This is a genomic window from Chryseobacterium sp. PMSZPI (assembly GCF_002835665.1).
Lineage (GTDB): Bacteria > Bacteroidota > Bacteroidia > Flavobacteriales > Weeksellaceae > Chryseobacterium.
The window spans coordinates 59031-79720 of the sequence record NZ_PIZV01000004.1; the positions used below are offsets into that span (position 1 = coordinate 59031).

The window sequence follows — 20690 nt, forward strand, 5'->3', positions numbered from 1 at the left end:
TAAACTACGTAGTTTTATACTTTAAAAATAAAAATCTATGAAATTAGAGATTAAACCTATAGGAAATTCTTATTCTGAACAGGCCATTGAATTGATTCTGAATATCCAACAGAAAGAATTTAATACTCCCATTACTATAGAAGACCAGCCTGATCTGAAGCAGATTGAAAGTTTTTACCAAGAAGGTGGAGGTAATTTTTGGGGAGCCTTTATAGATGGAGAGCTGGTAGGCTCTATTGCTTTGATTAAGTTTGATGAAAGGGCAGGAGCGCTAAGAAAAATGTTTGTTAAAAAAGAATATAGAGGGAGAGAATTCAATATTGCTCAAATTTTGCTGGAAATATTAATCTCTTTCTGTCGTGAAAACAGAATTGGTGATCTATATTTGGGAACTATAACGGTATTTAAAGCTGCTCAACGTTTCTATGAACGAAATCTTTTTACAAAAATTGAAAAAGAATACCTTCCGGAACGTTTTCCACTAATGAGTGCCGACGATATTTTTTATCATTTAAAAATTGACTGAATATGAATGTCATCAACGAAGCAGGAATTCTTGCCATATCCACCAGGCTCCATCGACTCAGTGAGCAACTGAGGAAAGATGGCGCTTTGATTTACAAAGCCTTTGGAATTGATTTTGAACTCAAATGGTTTCCGGTTATTTTTACTATTTATCAGAAAAAAATTGCAGGTGTTGTTGAGATTGCTAATGAGATCGGCTATACCCATCCTTCTACAATAGCACTACTCAAAGAGCTTGAGAAACAGGGGTTAATCCAATGGGAAAAAGATATGCAGGATGAACGTAAAAGACTCTTTATGTTAACGACAAAAGGTAATGAACTTATCGAGAAAATGAAACCGGTTTGGGAACTGATGTCACAGGTTTTGGGAGATATTGCAGATAATAAAAATAATTTATTGACAGCCATTGATGAAGCTGAAGATAAACTTGCCAATCAATCTTTTTACCAAAGGGCCTTACAACTGAAAAACTCAAAGTAAATATTGACAAATCAATTCATACAAATACTTATTGAAAAATGATCATTAGAAAAGCAGTTCAGAACGATGTATCTCAGGCTACCCAAGTGCTTGAAGAAGTAAAAACACATATGCTTGATCAAGGAATTGATCAGTGGGATCAGGAATATCCCAATAAAAAAGTCCTTACAGAAGATATTGAAAAAAGGGAAGGGTTTGTGTACGTAGAGGATGGTAATGTATTAGCGTACATGGCGCTTAATGAGCTATGCGATGAAGAGTATAACGATTTGAATTGGAAAACAGCAACTCCGTTTCTTGTGATTCATCGTTTATATGTAAAACCCGATGCCCAAGGAAAAGGAATTTCAAGCAAAATGATTCGATATGCAGAAGAATTTGCACTTGAACATCAATATAAATCCATCCGTTTTGATGCTTTTTCCTTGAATGATACAGCCAATGCTGTTTATCTTAAAAAAGGGTACGATCTTGTAGGAACCGTTCGTTTCCGCAAAGGAATATTTAATTGTTATGAAAAAGCAATACTTTCTTATTAAGAGTTTCCAATAAAATATGGGCTTTGAGCTGTTCCCTTTTAAATAAAGTGATTGATACATAAATAATAAATTGAATTTTAAAAATATTTCATTTAGTAGTGATATTTTATATTGTGTTATTGTTATATTTGCAAAATAGTTTTTAAAGATATTTAATTATTAACACCAAATCAACAAAATTATGATCACAAAAAAAACAACACTGAAAAATGCAAAAAAAACTAGAAAAAAATCAACTAAGAACTATTAATGGAGGAACACTATGTTGTCCAAATGGAAATGGGGTAGACAGTACTTGTTATATTGTAGAATGGTGGCAATCTTGTAAGAAATAAATAAGCTAGCTTTATCTTCAAATAAAAATAAGACCGCTCATATTGAGCGGTCTTATTTTTATTTAAGTATTTGTATAAAATAAAGTTTTGAATGTTAATTTTTTAATATTTTAAAAAACAGTAAATATTATTCCTATATTAGTGAAATAATTTTCGCGAAATTATAATCAATAAAAATTAATTATTAACATCAAATCAACAAAATCATGAACACAAAAAAATCAGTGCTAAGAAATGCACAAAAATTAGAAAGAAACGAGTTAAAAACAATTAGAGGAGGAAATTTAGGCCTTACTTGCGAGCCTGGTTCTAGAGAATGCTGCGATCCAGATCTTGATATTTGTTTTTGCTTAAAAAACGAAATTGCTTGTGAACTTTAGAGACTATATTAACACCAAATCAACAAAATCATGAACACGAGAAAAGAAGCGTTAAAAAATGCAAAAAAGTTAAAAAGAGACGAACAAAGAACTATTAAAGGAGGGGGATATGACGATGATTCTTCTGAAGAGCCGGAATGTTGTACAATAAGCGCTGGAGATTGCAAGGTAGGAGTACCATTGTGTGAGGAGCAATAACCTATTTTTTAGGGTAACTTACCTTACAAGTGGGTTGGTCATGCAGTGATTATCTGTCTAAATAATGTTCGTCAACTGAACAACTTAAAAACCCGCCAAACGGCGGGTTTAATTTTGAAATTATTATTGAAATAATATAGTCTTAGAATTTAAAGGTAGCCGCAATAGACCACGTTCTTCCAAACCCAAGGAATCCGGTATTACCATCTGCAATTCCCTGATAAACTCTACCAGCTTCCTGATATGTTTTTCCTGCATCGGGACCATTGGCAATCTTGTCACCGGCAAAAATGTTAGAACTCAATTCAGAAATATAATATTTGTTGAATAAGTTATATACGTTCGCTCTTAAGGTTAGAGATTTTTTCTGATCAAATGTAAATTTATAAGAAGCACCTACATCAAATAAATGATAACTTGGCAGCTTTACAATTCCTTTTTCTCTTGCTGCTTCAGTAAGGAAATTGATCGGGTTAAACTGAGCATATAATTTGTCATAATATTCCCAGTTGGCATCAATACTGAAAGCTTTGGTAATGTTATAATCTGCACCGATGCTTGCCGTTGTTTGTGCAGCGTCTCCAACTTTCAGATCTTTAATGTTGATCGTTCCCGTAGCTCCGGAAACCTCCTGATTGCTCTGAACATCAACAATATTGAAATTGGCATTTCCTTTATACTTCCAGTTACCCAGTGATAACATCCCTCTCAGTCTAAGGTTCGTAAAAGGTCTTGCTTTTGTTTCCAACTCAATTCCCTGGTGTACTTGTCCAACATTCAAAGCATTATAATAGTATGCGTTTCCAAGTTTTAATTGAGGGAAGTTAGCAACATCTGCAGCTCCGGCATTGAATGTTCTTGTAATAAATCTATCGTCCCATTGCGTTCTATAGGCATTAATATTAATATCTATATAACGGGATTTGAAGCCATATCCCAATTCCATTGAGAAAATTCTTTCATTCTTCGCGTCATTGTAAATATTTTGATTGGAAGGGAATAAAGCATTGAATAATGGCTGTCTGGAAATTACTCCTGTATTGAAAAATACATTATGATGCTCATCTATATTGTAATTGGCTCCTCCTTTTACGATATAACCGGTTTTGTGATACCATTTGGTTTCCTGATTTCCGGGAGTATACAACATATAGTCTCTTCTCTTATAATATTGTTCGGAAACCGATCCCTGAACGGATGCGCTTAACTTTTCAGAACTATATTCAACCATTCCATAAATACCAGCCCATTTTACCAAGCCTTCGTTGTATATAGATACTTTCTGAGCATTATTAAGTTTTGTAAGAGGTTCAGGTTTTACGGTACGATCAATATAATATCCTTTTGGTGCGTTTGCTGTACTAGGAACAAATAATGCATCAGATCCCAACATATCGGTAACAATATCATATAATGCACCTTTGTAAGTCTTAAGATCAATCCCTCCGTTGAAAGTCCAGTTATTTTTTTGATAATTAAGGTCAGCAATTACGCCATACCAGTCGTGAGCATTGATGCTCTGTTTTCTTACGATACCACTTGTTCCGTTTAAAGTACTTACATACTGTCCATTATAATCAGTAGGGGAACCTGCAGGAGCATTGAAAGTTGATTTTTGGAAAGTGTTTCCATTGTAATCAGTTACCATGCCACCTTTGTTATAACGGTATATCATATCCCAGTTGATCGTACCATCTCCGCCCGGACCATAGTTCATGAAATTCATGGTTTGTCCGCCTGCATTTTTGATAGAACCGTTAAGTCCGGTACCACCGCCACCACGACCCCAAGAACCATAAAGAACTGTGGATAATTTCAGGTTATCATTAATTGTCCAGTCCCAGTTCAATGAAGCAATAGGCTTATGATAGAAGTTAGGAGCTAAATTGAATTGAGAACCATTAAGCATTCCTGTTTGCGGGTTATATCTCCTTCCATAGGTTTCAAACTGTTGTAGTGTTGCTACATTGGCACCTGTTGCAGAAGATCTTCTTGTATCATGTACTTGTGGTGCTCCCGTTGCAATTAAATTGAATGCATGCTTTTCATTAGGCTTAAATCCTGTAGAGAAAAACCAAGAATACCCTTCTCCCTTGGTTCCGTTGATATACCCGTCACCTTGCCAACGAGAAAGCAAAACTGTTGTTGCCCACTTGTTTTTTAATCCGGAAGAATACAGCGCAGATAATCTGGAATAGTTGTTATTACCAACTTCTCCTTTTACCATTGCTTTTTGTTCAGAATCAGTGGCTTTTGTTGTGATGTTTATGGTTCCACCAACAGATGGCACTACAAATTTAGAAGCTCCTAAACCTCTCTGAATCTGAATAGAACTTGCAATGTCTGCCAGACCTGTCCAGTTGGACCAGTAAACAGTACCTCCTTGCATATCATTAACGGGTTGTCCGTTGATAATCACTGCAATGTTGGCTCCGTCAAAACCTCTCATGTTAATTCTGCTGTCTCCAAATCCACCACCTACTTTAGTGACATACACGGATGGAGTAGACTTCATAATTTCAGGAAACTCTCTATTTCCTAATTTTTCCTGAATTTCAGCTGCCTTAATCGTAGAAACTGCAACAGGGGTTTTTCTTTCTTTGGCTGTCTGGGAAAGGTTTCGTCCCACTAACATCACCTCATCAATAGATTTAGATTTTTCTAAAGAATCCTTCGTACTCTGCCCATAATATAAGGCGGCCGTTGGTAATACAAGCGCTATAAGAAGTCGCTTTTTCAAAATAATGCTCATGTAATAAACTAGCGTGTTTAAGTTTTTAAGGCTGCAAAGATCAAAATTTATTTTTGAATTGAGTATTAAATCTTTTTTACGTGATTTTGTAAACCATTAATAGAGCGTATGATTGCGAATTATTTTCATCATATTAACTTTATTTAACAGTTTAATTTGCAGTTAATTGCATGAATAAATTAAAGTAAACTGAGTTTGTTTTAAGAATAATACAAGCTTTTGTTTATTTTAAATTATTGAGAAATATCAGTTATTTTCTTAAGAAATACATCATCTTAAGATTTGAATACAAGATATAAAAAACTTTTGCATTTAAATATTTAATCGTAATATTGCGATATAATTATCAAAGCTATGGGAGCAACGAAAACGGATCATTTCACAGACCAACAAAATAAGATTGCTACAATTGCAAAAGCATTAGGGCATCCTGCCAGAGTAGCCATTATTGAATATCTGCTAAGAGTGGATACTTGTATATGTGGAGATATTGTTAATGAACTTCCATTGGCTCAGGCAACAGTTTCTCAACATTTAAAAGAATTAAAAAATGCAGGTTTGATAAAAGGAAATATCGAAGGGACTGCTATCTGCTATTGTATTGACGAAAATACTTTCGGAATACTAAAAGACTATTTTTCAAAAATAATACTGACTGTTTCTAATCAGAAGTGCTGTTAAGCATTTTTTTATTCATATTTATCGTAATATAGCGTTTAACCAATAAATGAAAAAACAATGAAATTATCTGAAATCAAAGAAATTTTACCAACATTAGAGAATGTAGAATTCCAATTAGAAAACGGGGTTTTTGTTCCCGAACATTTTCATGTTACGGAAGTAGGGACTGTAACAAAACATTTTATTGATTGTGGCGGGGTAGTCCGTAATGAAAAGGTGGTTAATTTTCAATTATGGAATGCCAATGATTTTGAACATAGATTAAAACCCGGAAAGCTTTTAAATATTATTAAACTTTCAGAAGAAAAACTAGGGATTGAAGACGGTGAAATTGAAGTCGAATATCAAAATACAACGATTGGAAAATATGATTTAGAGTTTAACGGAAAAACTTTTGTTCTTAAAAATAAAACAACCGCTTGTTTAGCTCAGGATGCTTGCGGTATTCCTACAGAAAAACAGAAAATAAACCTGGCTGAACGATCTTCTAAAGAAACTTCTTGCTGTTCACCAAATTCCGGGTGCTGTTAAAATTCCCACAATTAAAATTAAGTAGATCATGTATCCGAAATTATTAGAAACAATTGGTTTATTAAAAAAACAAGAAATTAGTGATGATAGAAAAGCAGTATTAAAACCATTAATCGACTTTATTCAGAAAAATCTGAAAGACAAGAAAACCATTAATATTAACTTCATCTGCACTCACAATTCAAGAAGAAGCCATTTATCACAAGTTTGGGCTCAGACAGCGAGCGTATATTTTGATATTCCTGACGTGGTTTGTTATTCGGGAGGAACAGAAGAAACCGCAGTGTTTTCTAAAGTTGTCGAAACTTTAATGGAGCAAGGTTTTTTTATCCTAAAAATTTCGGATACTGAAAATCCTGTATATGCTATTAAGTATGATGAAGACTTACATCCAATGATAGGTTTTTCTAAAAAATATGATAGCCCATTTAATCCTGCACATAGTTTTGCTGCAGTAATGACCTGTTCAAAGGCAGATGGAGAATGCCTTTTTATTGCAGGAGCTGATCAACGAATCCCTATTACTTTTGATGATCCTAAAATTTCAGATGGTACTCCTGAACAAGCAAAAATTTATAATGAAAGAAGTTTACAGATAGGAGCAGAAATGTTTTATGTTTTTTCACAGGTAAGTAATTTAAAAAAAGAATAGAAATTAATGCAGCCCAAATTAAAACTTCCGGATAGATACCTTACTCTTTGGATATTTTTGAGATAGGATTATTAAATGAAAGTTCAATAATTAATATGTTTATATGACATCAATTATTCGAAGAATGGAAATTTCAACATAAAACTCAAGAAAAAATTTGCATATATCATTTAAATACTTACTTTTGTACCTCTTCAAATGGGGGATTGGCGCAGTTGGCTAGCGCGTTTGACTGGCAGTCAAAAGGTCACGGGTTCGAATCCCGTATTCTCCACGAAAAAACCTATCAATTAATGGTTTACAAACATAAAGGACTAAATTAGATACTATCCAATTTAGTCCTTTTTTCTTAAACAGAAAATGTTTTATTTAAGTGTAAAGACATTTATCTTTACTTCATTCCTTCTTAAATTATTCCATAATAAATAATGGGTAAATTTCGGTAAATCGTAGTTTTACTACAATTTCTAAAATTTTATCCAAAATTCTACCTTTGGCATTGTTTTTTATCTAACTTTAGTGATTTAATGTCAGAAAACACAAAAATTATCATGAAAAAAAACACATCCAATGCAGAGAAAATATCAGAGAATCATATATCGGGCATTAACCGTGTGGTAAAGCTTGATATTGTGATTGATGGAAAACCTATCAGCCATTTTAAGCACTTCCATCTACAACAAAGTGCCAAAACCCATCATTATTTTGAGCTTACTCTAGCGCATGATTCTTTAGGTGAAGCGCAAAACCATAATTTAGAGCAGGCAAAACAGTTTTTCGGAAAAAGATTAACCGTTACTTTCAAGTATAAAGATCCTGAAAACGAAAGTCCAGAACGGACATTTGTAGGAGTTATTATGAAGGTCGCATTCAGTCAGGAAAAGATGAGTCTGGGAAACATTGTCCTGAAAGGAAGCAGCCCAACAATACTCATGGATTCTGCCCCACATACTCAAAGTTTTGGAGGGAGTCAGCCAGTCAATACTTCAATTATTGCTGATAGGATAATTAAAGAATCTTTGGGTACTAATAACTTTGATTTTAGAATAGATACACAAAATAAAGGATATATTAATTATAGCTCGCAGTATTGTGAAACTCATTATAATTATCTAACCAGAATTGCAGAGGCTTATGGAGAACAATTCTATTACGATGGAGAAGTGCTTCACTTTGGAAAGTTACCACCTCATGAAAAATCCATTAAGCTTATTGAAGGCAGTAATGCCAGTGATGTGCAGATAGAGTTAAATGCGATACATATCAAGCCTGAATATTTTGGCTATAATAGCAGTAACCATGTAAAGATGATCGGAGTTGATAATAAGATCAAACATCTTGGTCAACTATCATCGGAAACTTACGAGCTTAACAACAATATATTTAAAACCCGCTCACTGACTCCTGCTCCTGTAAATCCTAATATGTTTCTTGATATAGATGATTCACAGAAAAGTGTGAGAGGGAGTAAAGCTGTAGATGTTTTTTCCGTTTCAGGAAAAACGACAGTACCATTTCTGTTTACAGGTTGTGTTGCAGATCTAGCTATGAGAAAACCAGATAGTAACCAAACCTCACACTTCACTACATTGATGATGACAGAAGTAAATCATGAGGTTGATGCAAGGGGATACTACACAGGAAGCTTTGAAGCTATAGCCGAAGGAACTGGTTTTATGCCTAAACCTTTTTTTGTTGTGCCAAAAGCTGAGCCACAAGTAGCAACTGTAATCTCCAACGTTGATCCTTTAAACCAAGGAAGAATACAGGTAAGATTTGACTGGCAGTTGAATGATACCACCCATTTTATCCGAATGATGAGTCCTGATGCAGGCGGAACAGACGCTATAAGTCAAAACAGAGGATTTGTTGCAGTTCCTGAAATCGGAGATCAGGTAATGGTAGGCTTTGAGTATCACAATCCAGATTTTCCTTTTGCAATGGGAGGAATGTTTCATGGAAAAGTCGGACTGGGTGGAGGTATGGATAATCATTTAAAATCAATACAAACACGAAGTGGCATCAAGGTTTTAATGAATGATACAGAAAGAAGTGTAACGATTGAAGACCCGAGCGGAAACGTTTATTTTATGGACGGACAGGGAAATATTAATGTTACTGCTCCAAATAAAATAATCATGAATGCTACTGATATCCAAATGAATGCTTACAATAATTTGGAAATGAATGTTTCTAATAATGTAATCATTAATGCAATGTCTAAATTTTTTGTATTTACACCATTTATGAAACAAGTTGTAAGTGGATTTATGAGCTTTTTTAGTGGCAAAGCGTTGTTCAGTAGTAGTAATACATTAGATATTGAGGCGAAAGAAACAAAACTTCATGGTACTGATAAAACAATTATACATTCAGATAAACAAGCTATTGTTAATAGCAAGGGGACAGCGGAAATGTACGGGGAAAGCGGTAATCAGCTAGGTAATCAAGCAAAAAAAATTGGCACAACTCCTACTGCTACTTTAATTAATACTATTGTTGAGTTTAGAACAAAACAAGATGGAACTTATACAGGGCAGTTTGGTTTTGATTGGTTAAGAATTGATGATAACGGAGTAACTACAGACACTCCATATTATGATTGCTTGGTAAATGGTTATGAAGCTCCAAATGGGAAACCACCTCGTAGAGATAGTAACACAGAATATGAATCAAAAGATGAGGCGTTCAAAGCGTTAGAAAAAGAATATTTACATCTTCCAATAAAAAGAATAAGCAATCCAAATCTCAAAAAATATTACATTCCTTGGCTAAATTTGTATCCTGAAGCTGTTAGTAATGCTTCAACTTCAGCAATCAAGCCACCATGTGAAGCTGAATTGAGAGTGCTTGTTGATGTGGAAACTGAAGAACCAGATCAAATAAGAATGATTTTTGATAAAAAGTATTTTGTAATTGATGGGAAGGATGGAACAGATGCTAATCCGGTACTAATAACAGACAAAGTTATTGGAGCTAAAAGAGATACTGGGCAAACAGTAAAAATAAGATGTATTGAAGAATTTTCAACAAGACAAGAAATCCTTGTTTATGCTTATCCTAAAGGTTCACTTGCTAAAACTCAGGCAGAACAACTTGTTCTTCGTAAAGTGGCAGGAAAAATAGTACTGGAACCAAATGAAAATATGCCAGCTTCTAAAGGGAAATCTGGAATAAAAAATCGAAAGACTCAAAAAGTTGTTTTGGTTCAGGTTAAAACAAATATTAATGGTTCAAGCCCATTAACAGGTACATTCACTAATGCTGAAAAAGAAAATTTGCAAAATGCTCTTCATCAAGCTTTAATACATGGGGAATTCGAGGATTATGTAGCAAGAGACGTAAAAGGACAGCCATTACTAGATGTTGTTAGTGGTACCGCTATTGACTACTTTGACTTAAGCAATATTGATGAATTTAAGATAAAAACGGTAGGAACAACGCAAGTGTACGGTAAGTTCATTTATGAAAAAGCAAAACATGATATTTTATTTGCTAGTACAGTAAATCCTACTGATACTTCTGATGGTGGACTCTTTGAAGATTATCCAGATCCAGCAAGTCCAAATCAGGAATTTTTTACTTTTCTTAAGGCTAAATTTTTAGCACAAACGGGAAATGCAAAATATTCTGATTATTTCATTGCTTTTTGTTTTGGAGCGATTCCTTATGATATGGTAATTTACCCATCAGGTGGATATTCGGGAACTTTAGGACAGGTTCAAAAAATAGGCGCTAAAAATGTAGTATTGTTTGATCCTAGAAATGATACTACTTTAAACCATGAAGTATTGCATGGATTAGGTTTATACCATACACATGAAACTTATTTTAATAAAGATGTTAAATTTACTTTCCAGAAATATGAGACAACAAATATTATGTCTTATGCAGACTCTTCACATCCATCGGATGAAAAAATAACTTCTTGGCATTGGCAATGGAAAATAATTAAAAGAAATGTAAAATGAAGCAATTAATAATCAGTGCTCTTTTTTCACTGTTAGTGAACGGTTGCAAAGGGCAAACACGCAGAACAATTTTTAACAACGTAAAAAAAGATACTATGGAATATTTTAATATAAATAGATATAAAGATTTAAAACCAAATCCAAAATATTCAGGACAAGGATTTTATATAGATAATAATGGAGATGAAATTAGAATCATGGGAAATCTCACAGGCGGACCAGATGTAGAAATAAGAAAGCCAAATTCACCATACAAAACAATAAAAACATATCATAAGAATAGCAGCCCAAAATCAATAAGTAAAATTTTCTATTCTTTCCCTGTTGGAATTTTCAAAGAATATGACGAATCTGGCAAATTGATTCGAGAGGTGAATAATGATACTCCTTATAAATTTTCAATTGATGATTTGATAAATAAAATAAAGAAAGAATATGATGTAGATATTGTTGGGGATTATAAGGATTCTGATAAAACCCAAATAATGGTTAACAGATGGTTAGGATATAAAGAAGATTGGAGTATTTACAAAAAAAATGTTCCTATGTATCAGGTTTCAATTCGTGATAAAGGGACTCCTATTGTTTTGGAGATAAATGCACTAACTGGAGATACTATATCAAAGAAGCTAAATAAAGTTGGAGGTGTTAAAAATGGAAATGCTGGAAATAAATAAATTTTTCTGAATCATGCCACAAAAAATCACTGATACTGCTCAATTATCTTGTAATCAGGGAACAATACCAAGTAATCTAAGTGTTACCAGCCAGAACTTTTCTACGGCTGAAGGAAAATATATTGCTACAGAGCAGGATAAACAGGCAAATGTAAATATTAAACCTTTTGGACAATGTAAATTAAAGCCTATTTCAGGCGGATATTTACCATGTATTCCTGCACCAGTTGCTTGGGAGAAAACAACTGAGAAAGACACTATCAACGGTTACAAAATCCTTACAGAAGATTCATTTTGCATGTGTGGAACGGGCGGAAAAATTGAAGTAGCAGATAAAGGGCATGGAGAAAAACATGACATACAATAAATAAAATAAACCAGAAGTAATATCCATATTATAAACCCTTAGATTGTTCTACAGAAATAAGATAGTCTAAACGGACAAACATACTTCATTTTACAAATTTACTATTGCAATTAGGATAATTTTAGCTCTAAAGTCCCTTTGATAGGCTTCTGAAACATAAATTAAAGAATCGAAAGAAAGCTTTCAATTCATTTTTGACAGATTAATTCAAATTTTCATGAAGTGGTTTTTATTTGAAAAATAATTGTATTTTAGCCGAAATGTGTTTGATTTTAACAAACATATTGTCTGCTCATTAAAATTCAGATAATCTGAATAAAAAAATTAGTAGATTTGCACGGAACAAAAAATAATAAATATTAAGTATTTCTCTCTGCAGTATTACTTTTTAGAATGTAATGCTGAAAGATATTAACAGGTTTTTAGCTTATAAAACTACTGAAACTATGAAGAAACTATTTTTACTTTTTTTAATGACATTTTTATGTATCGGTTGCAGCTCTGACGAGGATACCATTTACGACTATGTAGGAACGTGGTCAGGAACGTATGACGGCAGTGACAAAGGAGTTTGGAACTTTGTGGTAGAGACCAATGGAAAAGTGTCAGGAACCATGCATTCTGATGTTAATAATGAAAACTACAACATTTCAGCCAATCTAAGTCCTTCAGGTGATTTAAACGGAGTAGTAGGGCTTCCTTCAAAAGGAGAGATCAGAGGAACGCTTGGCAAGGATAAAAAAGGAAATGGAACATGGTCCAATGCTCTCCCAAATCCTGCAAAATCCGGATCCTGGAAAGGAGAGAAAAAATAAAATAAATAAAAAGTCTGCCGAGAGTATCTGCAGACTTTTTATTTAAACAAATCCCATACGGGTAATTTCGTTATTCTTATTCTTCAATATTATACAATGAAGCAGAATATCACTAGTTGAGAAATGCTTTTTGAAAGGTAATTTTTCCTGCTGGTGCAAAGATATTATTTCTTCCAGATGCTCAGCAGTATAATGTTCACTATCCAGTTTAATCGTTGATAATATGAGCTGATCGGCAGTATCATATTGTTTATCAACAGAAAGAAAATTTTCCCGGATTTCAATTCCGGTCGCCAGATTGTCTTTATCTCCAAACCTGAATTCCTTAAGAAGCTTTTTCCCGTCTTCAGTTTTTAATCCGTTTTCAACAGTCCGTTTTCCTCTCTCGGAAATATTATCACAATCTTTTATAGCGGTCATCAATTTGGCGAACTTCTGATAGAGGAGGGGATCTCCGGTTTCTTTAATATAAACATCCAGACTTCCCCGGATTATTTTCCCAATTTTTGAGCAGTGTCCAAATTCCGAACTGTTTTGCCGAACTTTTTCATAGGAAGGATTTTTCTTAAAAGCAGTTTTATTAAACCCGCTTTTCTTCCGAACCACATTTTTTCCGTTCAGATTATAAAAAACCAGATCGCCGACAGATCCTGTAATTTTTATGATGCTTTCGTAGGTTGCCATATTGCCAAAATTGAACTCAAATATAGCAATAAATAATGAAAATCAAAATTTTAACATATATTTATAATATAGTTGTAGTATAGTTATATTATAATTAAAATATAAAATGTATATTTGTGCATAATTACTTAATTAGGTAAAAATCAGTGGAGTATGAAATCGGGAATATTTAAAAACAAAATGAGAATAAAGCAGCTGTCTGTTTTACTGATCGCATCTGCTTTTGTAGTTTCCTGCGGAAGTTCAAAAAAAGTTTCCGCCAGCAAGAAATCGGGTACCAGAACGGTAACGAAGTCTGAAAATCTCAGAAAGCTTGATTCTAAATTTGACGGAAAAGTTCCAAGATCTGTAAACGATATCTTAAAAGATGCTGAAAAATATTTAGGTACTCCTTATAGATTTGGAGGAAATACATCATCAGGATTTGATTGTTCCGGATTTACCGTAAAAGTTTTTGAAGAAAATGATTTTACCCTTCCCAGAAGATCTTCCGATCAGGCTGATACAGGAAAAAATATTGATATTACCGACGTAAAACCAGGAGATCTTTTATTTTTTGCGACTGCAGGAGGAAGTAGGGTTTCCCACGTAGGAATCGTACATGATATTGGTCCTGAAGGTGAAGTAAGGTTCATTCATGCTTCTACTTCAAAAGGAGTCATCATTTCATCCTTAAACGAAAAATATTGGAATAAAGCATATCTACGTGCTCAAAGGGTTTTATAATGATTTCCATGAAATACCGGACATTTGCTTTTATTAAAACGGATAAAAAGCTGATAAAACTTTTCTTTAAAGATATCAATTTCATCAAAGGACTGGGAAACTATGTTGAAGTTCATACCATCGATTTGAAAAGATATATTTATTACCGGAATCTTAAAGATTTGGTTGAAAATTTGCCTGAGGAATTCATGCGGGTTCATCATTCATATATTGTCAACCTAACAAATGTTGAATCTTTTGAAGACAACCAGCTTTTGTGCGGCGATTTAAAAATAACAGTTGCTAAAAGTTATAAAGAATGTCTTTTGAATGCGATTAGCTCCATGATGCTTTAAAATCGTTTACATGTAGAGCCTGTTTAAGTTTTATTGAAAATTTTTTTGAACCATTAAGTTGTTGAGATTAATTAAGAAAAAATCAAAGATTTTTTATAAGTAAGATGCCTTAAAGCGAAGCTCAGACTTAATATTCTAAAAACCTTAATGGTTAAATTTATTCGTAACAAAACATGGTAAATTAACTCATAAAATAAAATTCTTAAAATTTAAACAGGTACTTAGAAAATGATGATCTGCATCAAATTTTTGTATTTCTGTATAAAAAAGTTTTTATTCAACTTTCTATATTCTAGTTTTACCAAAAACATATTACAATGAATAAAGACAATGTTCTGGATTATATCAATAACAATAATCTTATCGGAATAAAAGCGGGAAATCAAAGACCGGATTTCCTGGAAATTTGGATGGTTACTATTCAAAACAGAATCTTTGCCAGATCCTGGGGACTTGCCGAAAAGAGCTGGTATAATACTTTTTTGAAATGTTCAGCAGGGCAGATTAAATGTAATGATGTGGTGTATACTATAACAGCGGTAATTCCTGAAGACATAGCTGAATTAACCGATGAAATTAACAAGGCTTATCTTACAAAATATAATTCGGGAAAGAATAGAAAATATGCAACAGGAATTATTGAAACCCAACATATTGAAAAAACGATGGAGTTTGTTATTGGTGATGAAAAATAAATACAGACATCATATTCATTTCTGAAATGATATAAAGGTGAAATTAAAATTTTCTTTTGTGGATGAGACTCTTAAATTCAATAGGAAAAGGTCTGGCTAAAATCTAATAAAAAGAAGCTGTCTCCTACATTTGACAATATAAATGTAGGAGACAGTCTCTTTCAAATGTATAAAATACGTTAAATATGTTCACATACAGTGGTTCCAAATTCTTTTTCTTCTTCGCTTTCTTCATCCGTTACCGTATTTTTAGGAAAAGAAAAGAAACTCAGAAGAAATGTAGCTGTAAGAAGTAATATACTTACTGACAGAACATGTTGGACTCCATAATAGGCGCTCACGATTCCGCCAAGAAAGGCACCTAATGAAATTCCGATATTAAAAGACGATGTAAGCAAGCTGTTAACGAATTCCAGAACATGATGAGGAATGTTTTGTGTAGTTCTGATATTTGAAACTAAAAAACCACCCGTATGAATCATTCCCCAACAAGACACAATGATAACCATAGGAATGAAAACGCTGCCTAGGAAATAAGCCAGAATTTGCACCGAAATAAGACATAATAAAAACAATCTTGTTGTGAGTTTTATATTTCGGCTTAAAGCGATTCCCATCAGCCAGTTCCCCAGTGTTCCCATGCCTCCGAAAAGAAGAAGCATAATGCTGATTTGAGCGCCATTCATTTTGGTGATTTCCTCAAGATAAGCGGTGAGATAAGTATAGCTGGAAAACATCGCTGCTAATGTACCAATGGTGGAAATCAGATTGATCCACAAAAAAGGATTCCTCAGTATGGTGAATTGATTCTGTTCATATTTTTCTTTCTCTGCAGGAAGAGAGGGAATGAAAAACAATAATCCGATAAACGCTATGAAACTAATAATGCTGCTCAGAAAAAATGAGGCCTTCCAATCATGAAAAAGATCAGCTGCATAGGTCGTCATCGGAATACCAAGAACAGTAGCAAGACTCAACCCTAACATAACGGTAGATACTCCTTTTGCTCCCTTTTCTTTGAATGCAATGGCAATGGAGATATTCCAGAAAAGCGGATGTAATACTGCTGGTAATACACGGGCTATCATCAACATTGTAAAGTTGGTGGAAAAAGCAGATATCAGATTTGAAAGTACAAATATGCTCATCACAAGGCATAGAAGGAACTTACGGTTTATTTTGCTGGTAAAAGAAGTAATAAACGGAGAAGAAACTGCAACGGTAATAGCAAAAGTACTCAGCAGCCATCCTGCCGTATCTATTGACACCCCAAACTGTCTGCTGATGGTAGGAAGAATTCCAACAACCCCGAATTCGGTAGTAATAATACCGAAAGCACCAAGCGCCAGGACATAAATTGATTTTTTCATTGATTTTAAAAATTTTGATATAGCAAATTTGAACAGAAATAATATTAAAAATCAGTATATTTTAAGGATAAATAAGTATTTTTACCTTATGAAAAGAGAGAACATAGATCAATTGGTAAAAGTTGAATATCATAACGCCGAAAGCTGCCCTTTAAAAGGTAATTTGTTTTCCTTTTTCCAGATCATATATGTCATTTCCGGGAAGGGATCTTTTACAATAAATAATAATATTGCTTCTTACAGCACAGGCAGCCTGATATTGCTCACTCCAGATGATCATCATCATTTGGAAATTGAAGATAAAACTGAACTTCTGCTTGTAAAGTTCAGTGAACGGTATATAAAAGATTATAAATGGAATACTATCAATTCCATTGGATGTTTATTATATGGTGCGTCTTACCTTTCCGGCTGTATTTTACAGAATAAACCTGATGTCGTTCTGGTGGATTCCGTTGTAACTTCATTGCTGCATGGTTTAAATCATCCGGATATCTATCAGGAGGAATTAACATTGCATTATGTGAATGCTTTAATCGTAATTGCAGCAAGAAATATTTCAAAGATGCGAGCTGAAAGTGTAGGTTCTAACACCGATAAAAGAATATTGGATATCATTAATTATATTCAGGGGAACATCCATGATCCGGCTCTTTTAAAGGTCGCTGTGATTGCCCGGGAATTTGGACTTTCTGAGACTTACCTTGGCAGTTACTTTAAAAACCATTGCGGGGAAACAATCACCCACTATATTCTGAATTATAAATTGAGGTTGATTGAACACAGGCTTCTTTTCAGTGATATGAGAATCAATGAAATTGTCACTGAATTCGGTTTTTCTGATGAGAGCCATCTGAACAAGTTTTTTAAAAAACAACATAAAGTGAGTCTTACAGAATTTAAAAAGACAAAAGGAATCTCTAAAGCTATAGTTTAAATGAATTTTACATACAATTGAAAACAAGTAGTTTATTTATTTTAAAACATTCAATATAAAAGAAATCTAGTCCATTTGTTAAAAATTAATACGAATTGATTTTTACTTAGTTTAGCTTTTGACGCTCTGAAAACCATTGCCTCATTCTTAATTATTCTTACTATTGGGATATTTACTCAAATTACTGATTTTATTTCTAATAATCTGAAGAACAAATGAAATGCTTAAGTGTTTTAAACTTTGTGACTTATGCTATTAGTGTATTGTATTATTGTCATAGGATTGCATTGTAGAAGTAATGAAATTTGCTACAAATAATTATTAAATGGTGAATTTTATCCGGTTCTTTATCCCCTTATATTTTATGTTGTTTTTTATAACTTCTTTTGTAGGGGTAAGTTTTACTATAGCTAAGAGAATCGGTAAAAATCCTAATGTGCTTCCAAAAGGAGATCCTGTCTATGCTTTTATCGGATGGCATTTTAAACTGATTATTTTAGCTTTATTAATCTATACGATCCTTATTCTATTGTTTCCACATCATATTTTTTCAGTTTTTAAAATTCATTTTTTGGACGTAGAACTTTTAAAATATATAGGCATAACTTTAATGATCTTTTCCTTTGTCTGGGTTATTATTGCGCAACTGCAAATGAAAGATTCGTGGCGGATCGGTATCGACCGCAAAATGCGAACAGAATTAATTACTGATGGATTATTCGGGTTTTCCAGGAATCCGATATTTTTGGGAATGACTGCAAGTCTTATAGGATTTTTTCTGGTGTTTCCAACAGGAATTGTTTTCATTTTTTTATTAGTAGGAAGCCTTTTAATGCAAATTCAAATACGACTTGAAGAAGAACATTTGCTGAATGAACACGGGCAAAAATATCTAATTTATAAAAAGCGGGTCAGACGCATGTTGAGCCTTTGCTAATAAGGGCTAACTTAAAAATATTTTTGCTGAACTTTTTTGTATCTTTGGCGGGTATAATTTTTCAAACTAATTTAAACAAGAAACATGTCGTTACAACAAACTATTGAAAACATTTGGGATAATAGAGATCTATTACAAAATGAAGACAGCCAAAAAGCGATAAGAGAGGTAATTTCTTTATTAGATTCCGGGGAACTTCGTGTAGCTGAACCTACAGAAAACGGATGGCAGGTAAATGAATGGGTGAAGAAAGCAGTAGTAATGTATTTCCCAATCCAAAAGATGGAAACTATTGAAGTAGGTCCGTTTGAATTTCATGACAAGATTCCTTTAAAGAAAAATTATGCGGAAAAAGGAGTAAGAGTAGTTCCTCATGCTATTGCAAGAGAAGGATCTTTCGTAGCTTCAGGAGTAATTATGATGCCTTCTTATGTAAACATTGGTGCTTATGTAGATTCAGGAACCATGGTAGATACTTGGGCTACTGTAGGAAGTTGTGCACAGATTGGTAAAAATGTTCACCTAAGTGGTGGTGTAGGTATTGGTGGTGTATTAGAACCATTACAAGCTGCTCCTGTAATCATTGAAGATGACTGTTTCATCGGTTCAAGATGTATCGTTGTAGAAGGAGTTCATGTAGAAAAAGAAGCAGTACTGGGAGCTAATGTTGTATTGACAGCATCTACAAAAATTATTGATGTAACAGGAAGCGAGCCTATCGAAATCAAAGGAAGAGTTCCTGCCCGTTCTGTGGTGATTCCTGGAAGCTATACAAAACAATATCCTGCAGGAGAATATCAGGTTCCATGTGCATTGATCATTGGCCAGAGAAAAGAATCTACCGATAAAAAGACTTCTCTGAATGATGCATTGAGAGATAATAACGTAGCTGTTTAAGATTGATTTTTAAGCTAATACCGCACAATTTTGAAAGAAAAATTTTTAAAAATACTGTTAAACCCTAAATATATATTTGGGGTTTATCTTATTGTTGCAGTAGCCACTGCGCTTTCTAAATTCTCAAGAGGATATCAGGCGATTAATAATTATCTGATTTTCAAAGGAGTATTTTTTAATACACTTGACGAGAAAAATCTGTATTTACAATATCCTGAACGCTATTCTGATATGAATCATTATGGCGTGTTTTTCAGTTTACTAATTGCTCCTTTTGCCGTAATGCCGGATTGGTTGGGAATCTCATTATGGAATGTTGCCAATACAGGAATTTTCCTGTATGCCATTCATAAACTTCCATTTTCAGATCCTAAGAAAGCCCTTTTTGCCTTGCTTTGTTTACAGGAATACATTACTGCAGCGGTTAGCTTACAGTTTAATGTCGCATTGGTAGGGCTTTTAATGCTTTCCGCAATATATATTTACGAAAGAAAAGAAGTACAATCTGCAACAGCCATTGTCGTTGGAATTTTTGTAAAGCTGTATGGAATCGTAGGATTGTCACAGTTTTTCTTTATTAAAAACAAAATTAAGTTTATTCTAGCAGGAATTATTGTTGCTGCATTATGTTTGTGCATTCCGATGATCTATTCCAGTCCGCAGTTTGTTATCCAGAGTTATTTGGATTGGTCACATTCTTTGATTTCTAAAAATAATGACAATCAAGTGCTTGGAAATATGCAGGATATATCCTTGATGGGTTTTGTAAGAAGAATTTTAGGAGATGCCTCTATTTCAAACCTTACATTTTTAGCCTTTGGAGTTCCGTTGTTTGCATTGCCATATATTAGAATAAAGCAATATAAAAATTACGCGTTCCAATTGATGATTCTGGCGTCTACATTACTTTTTTTGGTTTTGTTTAGCTCAGGTTCGGAATCGCCAACCTACATTATTGCCGTAGCAGGAGTGATGATCTGGTTTACCCTTCAAAAAGAAAAAACACCACTTGTAATAGGGTTATTGGTATTTGTAATCATTCTTACATGCTTTTCGCCATCGGATTTATTTCCAAAATTCATCAAGCAAAATTATATTATTAAATATTCTTTGAAAGCTGTACCTTGTATCGTCGTTTGGTTCAGAGTGATTTATGAACTTCTGACAAAAGACTTTGAAAAGGATTATACTTTAAATTAATGT

The 20690-nt window shown here is 33.6% G+C and carries 22 protein-coding genes and 1 tRNA gene; 20 read left to right on the forward strand and 3 right to left on the reverse strand.

From position 1 onward, the window contains the following. Positions 1 to 37: 37 nt before the first annotated feature. The 5 genes from CW752_RS01325 (at position 38) to CW752_RS16790 (ending at position 2460) form a co-directional block, all read left to right on the forward strand. On the forward strand, positions 38 to 526 hold the full coding sequence (locus tag CW752_RS01325) for a GNAT family N-acetyltransferase (protein ID WP_101238003.1): 489 nt from the start codon (positions 38 to 40) through the stop codon (positions 524 to 526). A 2-nt stretch (positions 527 to 528) separates the two neighbouring features. After that, positions 529 to 1008, forward strand: coding sequence for a MarR family winged helix-turn-helix transcriptional regulator (locus CW752_RS01330; protein ID WP_101238004.1), 480 nt, complete (start codon positions 529 to 531; stop codon positions 1006 to 1008). A 38-nt stretch (positions 1009 to 1046) separates the two neighbouring features. Beyond that, positions 1047 to 1547, forward strand: a complete 501-nt coding sequence (locus tag CW752_RS01335) for a GNAT family N-acetyltransferase (protein WP_101238005.1) — start codon at positions 1047 to 1049, stop codon at positions 1545 to 1547. Between the two features lie 209 nt (positions 1548 to 1756). Then, positions 1757 to 1882, forward strand: coding sequence for a hypothetical protein (locus CW752_RS17055; protein ID WP_262496342.1), 126 nt, complete (start codon positions 1757 to 1759; stop codon positions 1880 to 1882). Positions 1883 to 2292: 410 nt separating this feature from the next. Continuing rightward, positions 2293 to 2460 (forward strand): hypothetical protein, encoded by a 168-nt coding sequence (locus tag CW752_RS16790; RefSeq protein ID WP_185117546.1) that lies wholly within the window; start codon positions 2293 to 2295, stop codon positions 2458 to 2460. A 142-nt stretch (positions 2461 to 2602) separates the two neighbouring features. On the opposite strand, the gene CW752_RS01340 is transcribed toward CW752_RS16790, so the two are convergent. Next, positions 2603 to 5212, reverse strand: a complete 2610-nt coding sequence (locus CW752_RS01340; RefSeq protein ID WP_101238006.1) for a TonB-dependent receptor — start codon at positions 5210 to 5212, stop codon at positions 2603 to 2605. A gap of 354 nt (positions 5213 to 5566) precedes the next feature. On the opposite strand from CW752_RS01340, the gene CW752_RS01345 reads away from it, so the two are divergent. The 8 genes from CW752_RS01345 (at position 5567) to CW752_RS01380 (ending at position 12906) form a co-directional block, all read left to right on the forward strand. Further along, positions 5567 to 5893 carry an ArsR/SmtB family transcription factor gene (locus tag CW752_RS01345; protein ID WP_101238007.1) on the forward strand — a complete coding sequence of 109 codons (327 nt, stop codon included), beginning with the start codon at positions 5567 to 5569 and terminating at the stop codon, positions 5891 to 5893. 57 nt (positions 5894 to 5950) lie between these two features. Beyond that, entirely contained in the window at positions 5951 to 6424 is a 474-nt protein-coding gene (locus CW752_RS01350) for a DUF6428 family protein (RefSeq protein WP_101238008.1), read from the forward strand. Positions 6425 to 6452: 28 nt separating this feature from the next. Next, complete coding sequence (locus CW752_RS01355; protein WP_101238009.1) at positions 6453 to 7076, forward strand: protein-tyrosine-phosphatase; 624 nt, start codon at positions 6453 to 6455, stop codon at positions 7074 to 7076. A gap of 200 nt (positions 7077 to 7276) precedes the next feature. Further along, positions 7277 to 7350 (forward strand) — tRNA-Ala (locus CW752_RS01360). 277 nt (positions 7351 to 7627) lie between these two features. Further along, positions 7628 to 11047 carry a phage baseplate assembly protein V gene (locus CW752_RS16795; protein ID WP_185117547.1) on the forward strand — a complete coding sequence of 1140 codons (3420 nt, stop codon included), beginning with the start codon at positions 7628 to 7630 and terminating at the stop codon, positions 11045 to 11047. Positions 11048 to 11142: 95 nt separating this feature from the next. Continuing rightward, on the forward strand, positions 11143 to 11724 hold the full coding sequence (locus tag CW752_RS01370) for a hypothetical protein (protein ID WP_133121632.1): 582 nt from the start codon (positions 11143 to 11145) through the stop codon (positions 11722 to 11724). 13 nt (positions 11725 to 11737) lie between these two features. Next, positions 11738 to 12091, forward strand: a complete 354-nt coding sequence (locus CW752_RS01375) for a DUF4280 domain-containing protein (protein ID WP_101238011.1) — start codon at positions 11738 to 11740, stop codon at positions 12089 to 12091. A 446-nt stretch (positions 12092 to 12537) separates the two neighbouring features. Continuing rightward, positions 12538 to 12906 (forward strand): hypothetical protein, encoded by a 369-nt coding sequence (locus CW752_RS01380; protein WP_101238055.1) that lies wholly within the window; start codon positions 12538 to 12540, stop codon positions 12904 to 12906. 42 nt (positions 12907 to 12948) lie between these two features. Here the strand turns inward: CW752_RS01380 and CW752_RS01385 are convergent, their stop codons facing one another. Next, entirely contained in the window at positions 12949 to 13590 is a 642-nt protein-coding gene (locus CW752_RS01385; RefSeq protein ID WP_101238012.1) for a hypothetical protein, read from the reverse strand. A gap of 153 nt (positions 13591 to 13743) precedes the next feature. Here CW752_RS01385 and CW752_RS01390 point away from each other — a divergent pair, with 153 nt between their 5' ends. The 3 genes from CW752_RS01390 to CW752_RS01400 all read left to right on the forward strand — a co-directional run bounded on the left by CW752_RS01390 (position 13744) and on the right by CW752_RS01400 (position 15346). Further along, positions 13744 to 14316: a C40 family peptidase gene (locus tag CW752_RS01390; protein ID WP_101238013.1), complete on the forward strand. Its 573-nt coding sequence runs from the start codon at positions 13744 to 13746 to the stop codon at positions 14314 to 14316. Positions 14317 to 14324: 8 nt separating this feature from the next. Then, complete coding sequence (locus tag CW752_RS01395) at positions 14325 to 14651, forward strand: LytR/AlgR family response regulator transcription factor (RefSeq protein ID WP_101238056.1); 327 nt, start codon at positions 14325 to 14327, stop codon at positions 14649 to 14651. A gap of 317 nt (positions 14652 to 14968) precedes the next feature. Beyond that, complete coding sequence (locus CW752_RS01400) at positions 14969 to 15346, forward strand: DUF2255 family protein (protein WP_101238014.1); 378 nt, start codon at positions 14969 to 14971, stop codon at positions 15344 to 15346. A 179-nt stretch (positions 15347 to 15525) separates the two neighbouring features. Here the strand turns inward: CW752_RS01400 and CW752_RS01405 are convergent, their stop codons facing one another. Next, positions 15526 to 16716 carry an MFS transporter gene (locus CW752_RS01405; RefSeq protein ID WP_101238015.1) on the reverse strand — a complete coding sequence of 397 codons (1191 nt, stop codon included), beginning with the start codon at positions 16714 to 16716 and terminating at the stop codon, positions 15526 to 15528. An 88-nt stretch (positions 16717 to 16804) separates the two neighbouring features. Between CW752_RS01405 and CW752_RS01410 the strand changes: the two genes are divergently transcribed. The 4 genes from CW752_RS01410 to CW752_RS01425 all read left to right on the forward strand — a co-directional run bounded on the left by CW752_RS01410 (position 16805) and on the right by CW752_RS01425 (position 20687). Next, entirely contained in the window at positions 16805 to 17653 is an 849-nt protein-coding gene (locus CW752_RS01410; protein ID WP_101238057.1) for an AraC family transcriptional regulator, read from the forward strand. A 364-nt stretch (positions 17654 to 18017) separates the two neighbouring features. Continuing rightward, positions 18018 to 18590 (forward strand): methyltransferase family protein, encoded by a 573-nt coding sequence (locus tag CW752_RS01415; RefSeq protein WP_228401562.1) that lies wholly within the window; start codon positions 18018 to 18020, stop codon positions 18588 to 18590. 84 nt (positions 18591 to 18674) lie between these two features. Then, positions 18675 to 19487: a 2,3,4,5-tetrahydropyridine-2,6-dicarboxylate N-succinyltransferase gene (locus tag CW752_RS01420; RefSeq protein ID WP_027375095.1), complete on the forward strand. Its 813-nt coding sequence runs from the start codon at positions 18675 to 18677 to the stop codon at positions 19485 to 19487. Between the two features lie 30 nt (positions 19488 to 19517). Continuing rightward, entirely contained in the window at positions 19518 to 20687 is a 1170-nt protein-coding gene (locus tag CW752_RS01425; RefSeq protein WP_101238017.1) for a glycosyltransferase family 87 protein, read from the forward strand. The last annotated feature ends 3 nt before the right edge of the window (positions 20688 to 20690 follow it).

Excerpts from the sequence above, each read along its gene's own strand:
- CW752_RS01325 (WP_101238003.1), top strand. The coding sequence starts at position 38 with ATGAAATTAGAGATTAAACCTATAGGAAATTCTTATTCTGAACAGGCC.
- CW752_RS01330 (WP_101238004.1), top strand. The coding sequence starts at position 529 with ATGAATGTCATCAACGAAGCAGGAATTCTTGCCATATCCACCAGGCTC.
- CW752_RS01335 (WP_101238005.1), top strand. The coding sequence starts at position 1,047 with ATGATCATTAGAAAAGCAGTTCAGAACGATGTATCTCAGGCTACCCAA.
- CW752_RS17055 (WP_262496342.1), top strand. The coding sequence starts at position 1,757 with ATGCAAAAAAAACTAGAAAAAAATCAACTAAGAACTATTAATGGAGGA.
- CW752_RS16790 (WP_185117546.1), top strand. The coding sequence starts at position 2,293 with ATGAACACGAGAAAAGAAGCGTTAAAAAATGCAAAAAAGTTAAAAAGA.
- CW752_RS01340 (WP_101238006.1), bottom strand. The coding sequence starts at position 5,212 with ATGAGCATTATTTTGAAAAAGCGACTTCTTATAGCGCTTGTATTACCA.
- CW752_RS01345 (WP_101238007.1), top strand. The coding sequence starts at position 5,567 with ATGGGAGCAACGAAAACGGATCATTTCACAGACCAACAAAATAAGATT.
- CW752_RS01350 (WP_101238008.1), top strand. The coding sequence starts at position 5,951 with ATGAAATTATCTGAAATCAAAGAAATTTTACCAACATTAGAGAATGTA.
- CW752_RS01355 (WP_101238009.1), top strand. The coding sequence starts at position 6,453 with ATGTATCCGAAATTATTAGAAACAATTGGTTTATTAAAAAAACAAGAA.
- CW752_RS16795 (WP_185117547.1), top strand. The coding sequence starts at position 7,628 with ATGAAAAAAAACACATCCAATGCAGAGAAAATATCAGAGAATCATATA.
- CW752_RS01370 (WP_133121632.1), top strand. The coding sequence starts at position 11,143 with ATGGAATATTTTAATATAAATAGATATAAAGATTTAAAACCAAATCCA.
- CW752_RS01375 (WP_101238011.1), top strand. The coding sequence starts at position 11,738 with ATGCCACAAAAAATCACTGATACTGCTCAATTATCTTGTAATCAGGGA.
- CW752_RS01380 (WP_101238055.1), top strand. The coding sequence starts at position 12,538 with ATGAAGAAACTATTTTTACTTTTTTTAATGACATTTTTATGTATCGGT.
- CW752_RS01385 (WP_101238012.1), bottom strand. The coding sequence starts at position 13,590 with ATGGCAACCTACGAAAGCATCATAAAAATTACAGGATCTGTCGGCGAT.
- CW752_RS01390 (WP_101238013.1), top strand. The coding sequence starts at position 13,744 with ATGAAATCGGGAATATTTAAAAACAAAATGAGAATAAAGCAGCTGTCT.
- CW752_RS01395 (WP_101238056.1), top strand. The coding sequence starts at position 14,325 with ATGAAATACCGGACATTTGCTTTTATTAAAACGGATAAAAAGCTGATA.
- CW752_RS01400 (WP_101238014.1), top strand. The coding sequence starts at position 14,969 with ATGAATAAAGACAATGTTCTGGATTATATCAATAACAATAATCTTATC.
- CW752_RS01405 (WP_101238015.1), bottom strand. The coding sequence starts at position 16,716 with ATGAAAAAATCAATTTATGTCCTGGCGCTTGGTGCTTTCGGTATTATT.
- CW752_RS01410 (WP_101238057.1), top strand. The coding sequence starts at position 16,805 with ATGAAAAGAGAGAACATAGATCAATTGGTAAAAGTTGAATATCATAAC.
- CW752_RS01415 (WP_228401562.1), top strand. The coding sequence starts at position 18,018 with ATGTTGTTTTTTATAACTTCTTTTGTAGGGGTAAGTTTTACTATAGCT.
- CW752_RS01420 (WP_027375095.1), top strand. The coding sequence starts at position 18,675 with ATGTCGTTACAACAAACTATTGAAAACATTTGGGATAATAGAGATCTA.